Source organism: Aromatoleum evansii (assembly GCF_012910805.1).
GTDB lineage: Bacteria > Pseudomonadota > Gammaproteobacteria > Burkholderiales > Rhodocyclaceae > Aromatoleum > Aromatoleum evansii.
On record NZ_WTVK01000001.1, the window covers coordinates 21,871 to 34,147 of the forward strand.

Here is a 12,277-nt window from a genome sequence, read left to right on the forward strand (position 1 = left end):
ATGCCGGCGGCCTTTTCATTTCCGGGTTCAAGTTTGCGCGCCGAGTGACGTTAAAATCGCAATAACTTTTCCGGCGTGCGGCGGCGTCGTCGCGCGTGTCGAATCCACGGGGGCTTCCCGGTGTTCCTCATCATTGGTTATCTGCTCATCCTCGCAGCGTCGGTCGGCACGTATTCCGTCCATGGCAGCCTCATGGCGCTGTGGGTGCCGATGGAATATCTCGCCATCGTCGGCCTGATGATCGGCGGCTTCGTCGGCAGCAACGGCCCGAAGGCCTTCAGGGCGACCTTGAAGGCCCTGCCGGGCGTGTTCAAGGGCTCGCCCTACACCAAGGCCATGTATCTCGACCTGCTCGGCCTGCTGTACGAGGTGCTGGCGAAGGTGCGCAAGGAAGGCCTGATGTCGATCGAGAACGACGTAGATAATCCCGAGTCGAGCCCGATCTTCACCAAGTACCCCACCATCATGGCTCACCATCATGCGGTCGAGTTCCTCACCGACTACCTGCGCATGATGGTCGGCGGCAACCTCAACGCCTTCGAGATCGAGGGCCTGATGGACAAGGAAATCGAGACGCACCACCAGGAAACGCACATCGCCCCGCACGTCATGGCCAAGCTCGGCGACGCGTTGCCGGCCTTCGGCATCGTCGTCGCGGTGATGGGCGTCGTGAACGTCATGGGCTCGGTCGGCCAGCCGCCGGCCGTGCTGGGCAAGATGATCGGCGGCGCGCTGGTCGGCACCTTCCTCGGCATCCTGCTCTCGTACGGCTTCGTGCAGCCGATTGCGAGCCAGCTCGAGCAGCGCGTCGAGGAAAGCGGCAAGATGTTCGAATGCATCAAGCTGGTGCTGCTCGCCAGCATGAACGGCTACGCTCCCCAGGTCGCCGTCGAGTTCGGCCGCAAGGCGCTGTATTCCAGCGAGCGACCGACCTTCGCCGAGCTCGAGCAGGACATCAAGGCCCGCAAGGGGTGAGACCCGCGATGATCGCCGTCGCCCCGCTTACGTTCAACGCTGACTGCCGCCGCGGCATGGGGCGCCCATGAGCGACGATACCCAGCAGCCCATCGTCGTCCGGCGCATCAACAAGGTCGCAGCCGCGGCGCACGGCGGTGCGTGGAAGATCGCCTACGCCGACTTCGTCACGGCGATGATGGCCTTCTTCCTGCTCATGTGGCTGCTCGGCTCGACCGCCCAGGGCGACCTCGAGGGCATTGCCGACCATTTCATGAACCCGCTCAAGGTGTCGCTGCAGGGCGGCAGCGGTGCGGGCGACAGCTCCAGCGTCATCCAGGGGGGCGGAGAGGATCTCACCCGCTCGCTCGGGCAGCGCAAGCGCGGCGAAGTCGAAGGGCGGCGCTCGATCAACCTCGATGCGGCCAAGGGGCGCGAGGTGTATCGCGTCGAAGGCGACGACGAAGGCGTGGAAGCGACGCGCGAACGGGCCCGTCTCGAGGACCTGAAAGGGCGCATCGAGGCGCTCGTCGAGGCCGATCCCAAGCTGCGCTCCTTCCGCAACCAGATCCTGCTCGACATCACGTCCGAAGGCCTGCGCATCCAGATCGTCGATGCGCAGAACCGCCCGATGTTCAACACTGCGAGCGACGAACTGTTGCCTTACACGCGCGAGCTGCTGCGCGCGATCGGGCGCGCGCTCAACGATGTTTCCAACCGTCTGAGCCTTTCGGGGCATACCGATGCGGCGCGCTACGCCGGCGGCGAGCGCGGCTTCTCGAACTGGGAGCTGTCGAGCAACCGCGCCAATGCCTCGCGCCGCGAACTGGTCGCCGGGGGCCTCGAGGCGGGCAAGGTGATCCGCGTCGTGGGGCTCGCAGACATGGTGCCGCTGCTCAAGGACGACCTGCTCCATCCAATGAACCGTCGCATAAGCATCATCGTGATGAACAAGAGGACGGAGGAGGCCGTGCGCAACCAGGCCGGCGCGCTCGACATCGGTTCGTCCGCGCCGCTCGACGGCACGGAGTTGCGCGAGAATATCGAGAGCAGGAGCCAGGCGCCCGCGACGCCGCCGAGGGGGCGCAGTGCGTTGCCGCTCCCCTTGCCGCCCGTCAAGTCGCCCTGATGCGAGGGTTCATGCAATGCGCTGCCGCCCCGAAGCGGGCCTCGAGGTGATCTGAAGATGCCTGCTGGTGACTCTCCCTTCGGCCGCAAGCCGGCAACGCCCGTCATTGCGGGTCGCCCGGCGGCGGACGGTCCGGTCCGGCCGAGTGCTGCGACGATGTCCGCGTCGATGTCCGCGCCGGGGCTCGCCGCGCTGGCGGCTGCGGCCGCCGCGTCGGCTTTGTCGGCGGCCGGCGAGCGCGAATTCGAACTGACGCAGGCCGATTTCGAACGCATCCGCAAACTGATCTACGACCATGCGGGCATCGTCCTGTCCCCGGCGAAGCTGGACATGGTGTACAGCCGGCTCGCGCGCCGCTTGCGCGCATGCGGCGACCGCAGCTTTGCCCAGTACATCGGCCGCCTCGAGCGCGATCGCACCGAATGGGAGACCTTCGTCAATTCACTGACGACCAATCTCACCTCGTTCTTCCGCGAGTCGCACCATTTCGACATCCTCGCCGAGCGCATGCGGCGCATTGCCGAACGCCGCACGATTCGCATCTGGTGCAATGCGGCGTCCACCGGCGAGGAGCCGTACTCGCTCGCGATCACGGCGTGCGAGGCGTTCAATTCGCTCAATCCGCCGGTGCACATCCTCGCCAGCGACATCGATACCAGCGTCCTCGCGCATGCCGAGCGCGGCGTCTATCGCGACGACCGCGTGGCGCGCATGGCGCCTGACATGCTGCGGCGCTATTTCGAACAGGGGACAGGGGCCGGCGAGCATCGCGTGCGCCCGGAGCTGAAGCGACTGTTGAGTTTCAGGCGCATCAACCTCCTCGATCCGGTATGGCCGGTGCAGGGGCCGCTGGATGCGATCTTCTGTCGCAACGTCATGATCTACTTCGACAAGACGACCCAGTACGGCATTCTCAAGCGTTTCGTGCCCTTGCTGCGCAAGGACGGCGCGCTGTTCGCCGGCCATTCCGAGAGCTTCATGCATGCGGCGGACCTGTTCCGTTCGACCGGGCGCACCGTCTATCAGCGCACCGATGCAGACGGCAACTAGACCGCTGTCCGCGGGGCATGTGCCCTCCGGCCGCGTCATCTTCATCGGGGCGTCGACCGGCGGCACCGAGGCGATCAAGCAGGTCCTGCTCGGCGTGCCGCAGAATTCGCCGCCGATCCTGATCGTGCAGCACATGCCCGAAATGTTCACCGGCGCCTTTGCGCGACGCCTCGACGGACTCTGCGCGGTGAGGGTCAAGGAGGCCGAGCACGGTGAGTCGGTGTTGCCGGGCACGGCCTACATCGCGCCGGGGCATTCGCACCTGCTGGTGCGGCGCGGGCCGACAGGCGGTCTGCAGTGTGAGCTGTCGCGCGCCGATCCCGTGAATCGACACCGGCCTTCGGTCGATGCGCTGTTCTCGTCGGCGGCCGCGCAGGTGGGGGCGGCGGCGGTGGGGGTCCTGCTCACGGGAATGGGTAAGGACGGCGCGCGGGGCCTGCTCGAGATGCGGCGAGCGGGGGCGTGGACCATCGCCCAGGATGCCGGCACCTGCGTCGTGTACGGCATGCCGCGCGAGGCGGCGATGATCGGAGCCGCGTGCGAGGTCGTCCCGCTCGACGAAATCGCGCATCATGCACTGCGGCAGACGATGCCCGGGGGTGTGCGAGATGTCTAGGCTTGAATCGGGGTTGCGGGCGGACGCGAGCCACCGGGACGGCGACCATAGTGCGAGAATGGGCGACTGGCAGGAAAGCGGCGGAAAATCTCTGATGCCGCGCCTCAAGTATTTCAGGTCACTGACGTTATCTTGATTGTAATCACGGCGCAGGGACGCCGCTCCGATCATATTGCCGCGTAACGCGGAGAGTGAAATGTCCGAACTGTTCAAGAATATCGAGGCACGCACGCGCCTGGCCGGAACGAACAAGCTGGAGATACTGCTGTTCACGCTCGGCGTGGATCAGCGCACGGGACGTCGTGAAACCTTCGGCATCAACGTGTTCAAGGTGCGCGAGGTGATGCGTACGCCAGCCATCACCGCGGCACCGGAGATGCCGTCGTCGGTCGAAGGGATGGTCAGCCTGCGCGGCGTGCTGGTGCCCGTCGTCGATCTCGGCCGCTACGTCGGCGTCGGGGCAGACGCCCGGCGCGACATCATGATCGTCACCGAATACAACGGCCACACGCAGGGCTTCCTGGTCGAGGCAGTCGACACGATCCTGCGCCTCGACTGGGCGCAGATGCGCGTGCCCCCGGACATGCTCACGGCCAACATGGGCGGGCTGGTCACGGCGGTCACCGAGCTCAAGGACAACAAGCTGGTCATGATGCTGGATGTCGAGAAGGTCCTCGCCGAGACGACGACCCAGGACGACCAGTATCTCTTCAAGGGGATCGAGCCGATCGAGGGAAGTACGCACACGGTGTATTTCGCCGACGACTCCTCGGTGGCGCGCCGTCAGATCGAACGCACGCTCGATGTCCTGGGTGTGCCCTACGTGGGGTCGATCAACGGCCGCATGGCGTGGGAAGAGCTGCAGAAGGCGGCACGCTTCGCCGAATCCACCGGGCGCAAGGTCAGTGACGTGGTCAGCCTGGTGCTCACCGACGTCGAGATGCCCGAGATGGACGGCTACATCCTGACCAAGTCGATCAAGTCCGACCCGCGTTTTGCGGGCATCCCCGTGATCATGCACTCGTCGCTGTCCGGCATGTCGAACCAGCAGCTCGGCAAGTCGGTCGGTGTCGATGAATACGTTCCCAAGTTTGAACCTCAGCGTCTCGCCGAGACGCTGCGCCGCCTGCTCAACTGCACCGAGCAGCAAGTCCGCGCATCCTGAGGAATCCTCGCCATGTCCAGTTACCAGACCGAAGAAAACGGCGTGCTCAACGTCGTCGATGGCCGCACCAGCCTGGCCGGCTCGAACCGCATGGAGATCCTGCTGTTCTCGCTCGGAACCACGGAAACCTTCGGCATCAACGTGTTCAAGGTGCGCGAGGTATCGGCAACGCCCTTCATCACGCGCGCGCCCAACATGCCGGCGGGCGTGGAGGGGTTGATCTCGCTGCGCGGCAACGTCATCCCGGTGCTCTCGCTGGCCAAGATCCTCGGTCTCGCGCGGCCGGGCGAACCGCTCGGCGGTTCGATGATGGTCACCGAATACAGCAAGCGCACCCTCGGTTTCCTCGTGGCCGGGGTCGACCGCATCATCCGCGTCGACTGGGACAAGGTGCGTGCTCCGGACAACGTCTCGAGCAACGTGCACAACTACATTACCGCGATCACCGAGCTGCCCGACGGCAAGCTGGTGTCCATCGTCGATGTAGAGACGGTGCTGGCGACGACCTTCGGCGATGCGGTGGTCGGCAACATCGCGCCGATCCCGGACGGCGAGGACTATGAGGTCTTCTACGTCGACGACTCGGGCGTCGCGCGACGCAAGATCGCCGAAGTGCTCGACAAGCTGGGGGTCAGGCACAAGCATGCGGTCAATGGCCTGGAGGCCTGGACGCGCCTGCAGGGCATGGCCAGCCATGCGCAGCAGATCGGCCACCGGGTGAGCGACGAGCTCGACCTGATCCTCGTCGATGCCGAGATGCCGGAGATGGACGGGTACGTGTTGACGCGCAACATCAAGGCCGACAGCCGCTTCGACGGCATCCCGGTCGTGATGCACTCCTCGCTGTCGTCGGAAGCAAACCGGGCGATGGGAAAGCGGGTCGGTGTGGACGCCTACGTGGCAAAATTCGACGCCGATGCGCTCGCAGACACCCTGCGTCCGCTGCTGACCCGGGGTCATCAAGGCTGACCCGGGTCGTGCGCAAGATTACGGAGATACAAGAATGTCCGACCCCAAGATGAAATTCCTCGTCGTCGACGATTTCTCGACCATGCGCCGCATCGTGCGCAACCTGCTCAAGGAGCTGGGCTTCACCAACGTCGACGAGGCCGAGGACGGCGCGGTCGCGCTGCAGAAGCTCAACAGCGCGCCGTTCGACTTCGTCGTGACCGACTGGAACATGCCCAACATGGACGGGCTGACGCTGCTGCAGACGATCCGCCAGACTCCGCATCTGCGCCACCTGCCGGTGCTGATGGTCACTGCCGAGGCGAAGAAGGAAAACATCATCGCTGCGGCTCAGGCCGGCGCCAGCGGCTACATCGTCAAGCCCTTCACTGCGGCGACGATGTCGGAAAAGCTGGAAAAGATCTTCGAAAAAATGGGCAAGAAGGCCACCGCCTGAGGGGCGGGAAAAGAAACGATCAGGGAGGCCGATAATGGCGAAGAAGCTGAAACAGGACGAGGTCGGGGATTCGGACGAACTCCAGGCCCTGTTCGACAGCATCGCGAACACTCAGGCGCAGCCGGCGCCGGCGGCAGTGCGGCCAGCGCCTGCTCCCGCCCCCTCTGCGGCGGGCGATTCCGGCGGCGATGATGCCGAACTGCAGGCCCTGTTCGATGCCGTCGCGGCGGACTTCGATGCCGGTTGCGCCGAGGCAGAGACTGCCGCGCCCGATGCAGCGGCTGCGTCGAGCGTGCAGCCCGAACACAGTTGCGACGCGGTGTTCACGCGGATCGGACAGATGACACGACAAGTGCACAACACCCTGCGCGAGCTGGGCTCCGACGACGGCCTGCAGGATGCCGTGCAGGCGATTCCGGATGCACGCCAGCGCCTGACCTACATCGCGCAGATGACCGAGCAGGCGGCGAGCCGCGTGCTTAATGCGACCGACATTGCCCAGCCGATCCAGAATCGCATCCAGTCGGGTGCTTCCGACCTGCACTCGCGTTGGGACCGGCTGTTCGCGAACCAGCTGTCGGTCGAGGAGTTCAAGGCGCTGTCGGCTGAAACGCGCAGCTTCCTCGGCGAGGTGGTGGAGGGGAGCCGCGCGACCAACGCGCAGCTGATGGAAATCATGATGGCGCAGGATTTCCAGGACCTGACCGGGCAGGTGATCAAGAAAGTTGTCGATCTCGCGCAGAAGCTGGAGACCGAACTCCTGCAGGTGCTGCTCGAGGTGACGCCGGCGGAAAAGCGCGGCGAGAAGCACAGCGGGCTGATGAACGGACCGGTCGTGAGCACCGAGGGCCGCGACGACGTGGTGACGACGCAGGAGCAGGTGGACGACCTGCTCGACAGCCTGGGCTTCTGAACGGTCGGTGCCCGGGGCCGCCGGGCAGGACAGCCCGGATGACCGGGCCGATCAATGCAAGGGGCCGCCGGCCCGCAACAAAGATAGCGAGAATGCGATGAGTGACTTCGCCGGAATGGAAGACCTTCTTCAGGATTTCCTGATCGAGGCGGGAGACTTGCTCTCCGGGGTCGACAACAAGCTCGTGGATCTCGAGCGCTCGCCCGACGACCGCGGCCTGCTCAACGAGATCTTCCGCGGCTTCCATACGATCAAGGGCGGTGCCGGCTTCCTCAACGCGACGGAACTGGTCACGCTGTGCCACCTGACCGAGAACCTGTTCGACAACCTGCGCAACGGCGAGCTTGCCGTGACGCCGGAGATCATGGATGTGATCCTCGCCGCGACGGCGACGGTGCGCGACATGTTCGCGAGCCTGGAGCAGGGCATGCAGCCGGCCGCGGCCGATCCGGATCTGATCGCGCGCCTCAGGCAGGCGATCGCGGGTGAACTCGCCGCTGCTCCTGCCGCGCCGGCGCCTGCTGCGGCGGCCAGCCCGTTGGCCGCTGGCGGCGCGCCCGACTGGGAGCTGCTGCATGGCGTCGTGACCGGCGTGGCGCGTGTGGTGCAGCCGGTGCGTGAAGCCGGGCCGGTGGCGGCGGTCGTTCCTGCCGCCCCGACGCTTCCGCCCGAGGAAGTCATCAAGGCGGCGGTGGGCCGCCGCGCGAGCGACAAACCCGGTTCGCAGATCAGCACGGGCCGTCGCGAGGGCGAGAAGCAGCGCGACAACTCGATCCGCGTCGATACGACGCGCCTCGACCAGGTGCTCAACCTCTCGGGCGAGATCGGCCTGACGAAGAACCGCCTCAACGCCCTGCGCAGCGACATCCTCTCCGGTCGCAACGACACCGAGACGCTGCATTCGCTGGATATCGCGGTCAGCCAGCTCGACCTGCTCGTATCGGACCTGCAGAACGCGGTCATGAAGACGCGCATGCAGCCGATCGGGCGCCTGTTCCAGAAGTACCCGCGCATCGCGCGCGATCTCGCGCGCAACATGGGCAAGGACGTCGAGCTGGTGCTCGCGGGCGAGGAAACCGAGATCGACAAGACGATGATCGAGGATCTCGCCGATCCAATCATCCACCTGATCCGCAACGCGGTCGATCACGGCGTCGAGGATGTGGCGGGGCGGATCGCAAGCGGCAAGCCGGAGAAATCCATCGTCCGCCTCGAGGCGCGCCAGGAGGGCGATCACATCGTGATCCTCGTCGCCGACGACGGCCGCGGCATGAACGCCGAGCGGCTGCGCGCGAAGGCGGTCGAGAAGGGGCTCATCACCGACGAAGAGTCCAATGCGATGGACGAGCGCCAGAGCTTCAACCTGGTGTTCCTGCCTGGCTTCTCGATGGCGGCGCAGGTGTCGGACGTGTCGGGCCGCGGCGTCGGCATGGACGTCGTGCGCACCAACATCCAGAAGCTCAACGGCAGCATCGAGATCCAGTCGCAACTCGGCAAGGGCACGACCTTCGTGATCAGCCTGCCGCTGACGCTGGCGATCCTGCCGGTGCTGCTGGTGCGTCTGGGCGAGCAGCCGTTCGCGGTGCCGCTGTCGATGGTGCGCGAGATCCTGCCGATCGAGGCGAAGGAGGTGCAGGAAGTCGGCGGGCGTGCGACGATGGTCGTGCGTGGCGAGGTGCTGCCGATCCTGCCGCTGGCGGGGCTGCTGGGCTGGCCGCTGGAGCACGCGCCGTGCTACGGCGTGCTGATGCAGACGGCGGAGATGTCCTTCATCCTCGGCATCGACACTTTCGCGGGCCGCGAGGACGCGGTGATCAAGTCGCTCGACGACTTCCGCCCGAAGGGCGTTGCCGGGGTGACGACCCTGTCGAACGGCCAGATCGTGCTGATCCTCGACATGAAGGAGTTGCTCGGCAGCGCCGGCGACCAGCGCTGGCTGAGTCGCATGACGATGATGGCCAAGCAGGTCGCGACCGCCTGATCAGCGGAGGACGCAGGAAACGAAAAGCCCGGCGGGAGGGACAGCCTCCGCCGGGCTTTGTCTTGTTCGGGGCGTGCGCGCGTCAGGCCGTGAGCTGCAGCAGCTGCGCGAAGGCGTCCTCGAATTGCGCCAGCCCTTCTCGCTGCAGGCGTTCGCCTGCAGCCGTCATGTCGATGCCCAGGTCGTTCAGTGCGTCGAAGGTCGCGCGCGCGGCGCTGACATCCTCGGCGAGCGTCGCAGCGACCTTGCCGTGGTCGCGCAACGCCGCGAGCGTGGCGTCGGGTAGCGTATTCACGGTTTCCGGACCGATCAGCGGCTCGGCGTAGAGCAGGTCGCTGTAGGCGGGGTTCTTGGTGCCGGTGCTCGCCCACAGCATGTACTGCGGGCGGGCGCCCGCGGCGCGCAGGTCGGCGAAGGCCGCGCCGTGGAAGCGTTCCTGGTAGCGTTGGTAGGCGAGCTTCGCCATCGCCACCGCCGCCTTGCCGCGCAGGGCGAGCGCATCGCCGCCGAGCTCTTCGAGCTGCTTGTCGATGAGGGTGTCGACGCGCGAAAGGAACAGGCTCGCGACCGACATCACCTTGCGCACGTCGCCGCCGGCCTGGCGCAGGCGCTGCAGGCCCTGGATGTAGGCGTCGGCGACGGCATCGACGTGGGCGAGCGAGAACATCAGCGTGACGTTGACGCTCACGCCGCGTCCGATCAGCAGTTCGATCGCATCCAGACCCGCAGTGGTTGCGGGCACCTTGATCAGCAGGTTGTCGCGTGCCACGGCCTGCTTCAGGCGCAGGCCGGCGGCAAGCGTGCCGGCCGCGTCATGGGCGAGGGCGGGCGACACCTCCAGGCTCACATAGCCGGCGTTGCCGCCGCTGCGCTCCCAGGTACGGCGCAGCAGGTCGCAGGCGCGCTGCACGTCGGGGATGACCAGCCCTTCATAGCGTGCCTCGGCGTCGAGCGCTTGCTGCTTCAGGGCTGCGAGGTCGTCCTCGTAATAGCGCCCGCCCGCGATGGCCTTGTGGAAGATGGCCGGGTTCGTCGTGACGCCGTCAACGCCGTCCTCGGCGATCATCTTTGCGAGCTGACCTTCGTTGAGGAGGGTGCGGGAGAGGTTGTCGAGCCAGACTTGCTGGCCCTGGGCGCGGACCTGGAGCAGGGGATTCATGAGCTGGAGCCGGTGTCAGGTTTGTAGTCGTGGAGATTCATTGTGCAACGAATCGGTGACGACAAGAAGACTCCGCGTGCGCGAGGGTGTTGCCGGGCGTGTCCGTCGCCGCTCAGGCCGCCTTCGCGGCGTCGGTCCAGCCCAGCGCGTCGAGCACGTGGGCGAAGTCTTCCGCGAGGGGCGTGCCCAGGTCGAGCGCTGCGCCGGTGTGTGGATGCGCGAGCTGCATGCGGGTGCAGGCGAGGAGCAGGCGCGAGACGCCGAAGAGCTCGCCGAACAGCCGATTGTGTCGTCCCTTGCCGAAGGTCGCGTCGCCGATGATGGGATGGGAGATGTGTTTCAGGTGGCGCCGGATCTGGTGGCGGCGGCCGGTGTCCGGGCTGAGTTCGACCAGCGCGTAGCGGCTCGTCGGGTAGCGGTCGACCTGATACGGTAGTTCGGTAATGGCAAGGCGTCGGAAGTGCGTCACGGCGTCCTGCGCAGGGGCCTCCGCAGCGGTTTCGGGGCGGCGCTCGGCGTCGTCGAAGCGGCGCGTCAGCGGGTGGTCGATGACGCCCTCCGCGGGCGGATGGCCGCGCACGACGGCGAGATAGGTCTTGCGCACGGCCTGCCGTTCGAATGCCGACGACACCAGGGCGGCCGTCTCGCGGTCGAGCGCGAACAGCAGCACGCCCGAGGTGCCCTTGTCGAGGCGATGCACGGGATGCACGTGGCGGCCGAGCTGGTCGCGCAGGATCTGCACCGCGAAGCGTTCCTCGTGCACGTCGAGGACGGAGCGATGGACCAGCAGCCCGGAGGGCTTGTGCACCGCGACGAGGAAGTCGTCGCGGTGCAGGATGGGCAGGGTTTCCGTTGGCTGTACCGCGGGGGCGCTAGCCCCTGCGCTCGTGGCCGCAAGGGCGCCGCTCAAAGCGCCGCGCCGGTCGCGTCGAACAGACCTTCGAACAGGATGGAGCTGAGGTAGCGCTCGCCCGAATCCGGCAGGATGGCGACGATGGTCTTTCCCGCGTTCTCCGGCCGCTGCGCGAGACGTGCCGCGACGGCCGCCGCTGCGCCGCACGAGATGCCCGACAGGATGCCTTCCTCGCGCGCGAGGCGACGGGCGTAAAGGATCGCGTCTTCGTTGCTGACGGTTTCCACGGCGTCGATCAGCGACATGTCCAGCACCTGCGGCACGAAGCCGGCACCGATGCCCTGGATCTTGTGCGGGGACGGTTTCAGCGGTTCGCCCGCGCGGGTCTGCGTCAGCACCGGGCTCGCGGCCGGTTCGACGGCCACCGACAGGATCGCCTTGCCCTGCGTCTGCTTGATGTAGCGCGACACGCCGGTGATCGTGCCGCCGGTGCCGACGCCCGAGACGAGGATGTCGATCTTGCCGTCGGTGTCGTTCCAGATCTCGGGGCCGGTCGTCGCCTCGTGGATCGCCGGGTTCGCCGGGTTTTTGAACTGTTGCAGCAGCACGTACTTGTCCGGGTCGGAGGCGGCGATCTCCTCCGCCTTCGCGATCGCGCCGTTCATGCCTTTCGCGCCTTCGGTGAGCACCAGCTTGGCGCCGTAGGCGACCAGCAGTTTGCGCCGTTCGACGCTCATCGTGTCGGGCATCGTCAGGGTGATGGGAATGCCGCGTGCGGCGGCGACGAAGGCCAGCGCGATGCCGGTGTTGCCGCTCGTGGGCTCGACGATCTCCTTGCCCGGGCCGAGCAGGCCGCGCTTTTCGGCGTCCCAGATCATCGCCGCGCCGATGCGGCACTTCACCGAATAGGCTGGGTTGCGGCCTTCGATCTTGCCCAGCACGATCGCGGGGGCGCCATCGGTGATGCGATTCAGTTTGATCAGCGGGGTCTTGCCGATGGATTCGGCGTTGTCAGCGTACCAATTCGACATTTGTGGGCTCCATGGTGCGGA

General features: G+C 66.4%; 12 protein-coding genes. 9 read left to right on the plus strand and 3 right to left on the minus strand.

Going from position 1 to position 12,277, the window contains the following annotated elements; translation table 11 throughout:
* Positions 1-120 precede the first annotated feature (120 nt).
* The 9 genes from motA to GO615_RS00135 all read left to right on the plus strand — a co-directional run bounded on the left by motA (position 121) and on the right by GO615_RS00135 (position 9,213).
* Complete coding sequence (gene motA / locus GO615_RS00095; RefSeq protein WP_169125020.1) at positions 121-975, plus strand: flagellar motor stator protein MotA; 855 nt, start codon at positions 121-123, stop codon at positions 973-975.
* 67 nt (positions 976-1,042) lie between these two features.
* Positions 1,043-2,083 (plus strand): flagellar motor protein MotB, encoded by a 1,041-nt coding sequence (gene motB, locus GO615_RS00100; RefSeq protein ID WP_169125021.1) that lies wholly within the window; start codon positions 1,043-1,045, stop codon positions 2,081-2,083.
* A 57-nt stretch (positions 2,084-2,140) separates the two neighbouring features.
* A complete protein-coding gene (locus GO615_RS00105; protein WP_246262089.1) occupies positions 2,141-3,133 on the plus strand; it encodes a CheR family methyltransferase in 993 nt (330 codons plus the stop codon).
* The gene (locus GO615_RS00110) at positions 3,117-3,749 is read left to right on the plus strand and encodes a chemotaxis protein CheB (RefSeq protein ID WP_211166881.1); all 633 of its coding nucleotides are present in this window, start codon (positions 3,117-3,119) and stop codon (positions 3,747-3,749) included. Before GO615_RS00105 ends, GO615_RS00110 begins: the two co-directional genes overlap by 17 nt.
* Positions 3,750-3,945: 196 nt before the next feature.
* The gene (locus GO615_RS00115) at positions 3,946-4,914 is read left to right on the plus strand and encodes a chemotaxis protein (protein WP_169125022.1); all 969 of its coding nucleotides are present in this window, start codon (positions 3,946-3,948) and stop codon (positions 4,912-4,914) included.
* A gap of 12 nt (positions 4,915-4,926) precedes the next feature.
* Complete coding sequence (locus tag GO615_RS00120; protein WP_169125023.1) at positions 4,927-5,883, plus strand: chemotaxis protein; 957 nt, start codon at positions 4,927-4,929, stop codon at positions 5,881-5,883.
* Positions 5,884-5,917: 34 nt separating this feature from the next.
* Positions 5,918-6,319 (plus strand): chemotaxis response regulator CheY, encoded by a 402-nt coding sequence (gene cheY, locus GO615_RS00125; RefSeq protein WP_018991156.1) that lies wholly within the window; start codon positions 5,918-5,920, stop codon positions 6,317-6,319.
* A 34-nt stretch (positions 6,320-6,353) separates the two neighbouring features.
* Positions 6,354-7,232, plus strand: a complete 879-nt coding sequence (gene cheZ, locus GO615_RS00130; protein WP_169125024.1) for a protein phosphatase CheZ — start codon at positions 6,354-6,356, stop codon at positions 7,230-7,232.
* 97 nt (positions 7,233-7,329) lie between these two features.
* Positions 7,330-9,213, plus strand: a complete 1,884-nt coding sequence (locus GO615_RS00135) for a chemotaxis protein CheA (RefSeq protein WP_211166882.1) — start codon at positions 7,330-7,332, stop codon at positions 9,211-9,213.
* 82 nt (positions 9,214-9,295) lie between these two features.
* On the opposite strand, the gene tal is transcribed toward GO615_RS00135, so the two are convergent.
* The 3 genes from tal to cysK all read right to left on the minus strand — a co-directional run bounded on the left by tal (position 9,296) and on the right by cysK (position 12,256).
* A complete protein-coding gene (gene tal / locus GO615_RS00140) occupies positions 9,296-10,372 on the minus strand; it encodes a transaldolase (protein WP_169125025.1) in 1,077 nt (358 codons plus the stop codon).
* Between the two features lie 112 nt (positions 10,373-10,484).
* A complete protein-coding gene (locus GO615_RS00145; protein WP_211166883.1) occupies positions 10,485-11,282 on the minus strand; it encodes a pseudouridine synthase in 798 nt (265 codons plus the stop codon).
* A complete protein-coding gene (gene cysK / locus GO615_RS00150; protein ID WP_169125026.1) occupies positions 11,279-12,256 on the minus strand; it encodes a cysteine synthase A in 978 nt (325 codons plus the stop codon). Before cysK ends, GO615_RS00145 begins: the two co-directional genes overlap by 4 nt.
* Positions 12,257-12,277 lie beyond the last annotated feature (21 nt).

Excerpts from the sequence above, each read along its gene's own strand:
- motB (WP_169125021.1), top strand. The coding sequence starts at position 1,043 with ATGAGCGACGATACCCAGCAGCCCATCGTCGTCCGGCGCATCAACAAG.
- GO615_RS00105 (WP_246262089.1), top strand. The coding sequence starts at position 2,141 with ATGCCTGCTGGTGACTCTCCCTTCGGCCGCAAGCCGGCAACGCCCGTC.
- GO615_RS00110 (WP_211166881.1), top strand. The coding sequence starts at position 3,117 with ATGCAGACGGCAACTAGACCGCTGTCCGCGGGGCATGTGCCCTCCGGC.
- GO615_RS00115 (WP_169125022.1), top strand. The coding sequence starts at position 3,946 with ATGTCCGAACTGTTCAAGAATATCGAGGCACGCACGCGCCTGGCCGGA.
- GO615_RS00120 (WP_169125023.1), top strand. The coding sequence starts at position 4,927 with ATGTCCAGTTACCAGACCGAAGAAAACGGCGTGCTCAACGTCGTCGAT.
- cheY (WP_018991156.1), top strand. The coding sequence starts at position 5,918 with ATGTCCGACCCCAAGATGAAATTCCTCGTCGTCGACGATTTCTCGACC.
- cheZ (WP_169125024.1), top strand. The coding sequence starts at position 6,354 with ATGGCGAAGAAGCTGAAACAGGACGAGGTCGGGGATTCGGACGAACTC.
- GO615_RS00135 (WP_211166882.1), top strand. The coding sequence starts at position 7,330 with ATGAGTGACTTCGCCGGAATGGAAGACCTTCTTCAGGATTTCCTGATC.
- tal (WP_169125025.1), bottom strand. The coding sequence starts at position 10,372 with ATGAATCCCCTGCTCCAGGTCCGCGCCCAGGGCCAGCAAGTCTGGCTC.
- cysK (WP_169125026.1), bottom strand. The coding sequence starts at position 12,256 with ATGTCGAATTGGTACGCTGACAACGCCGAATCCATCGGCAAGACCCCG.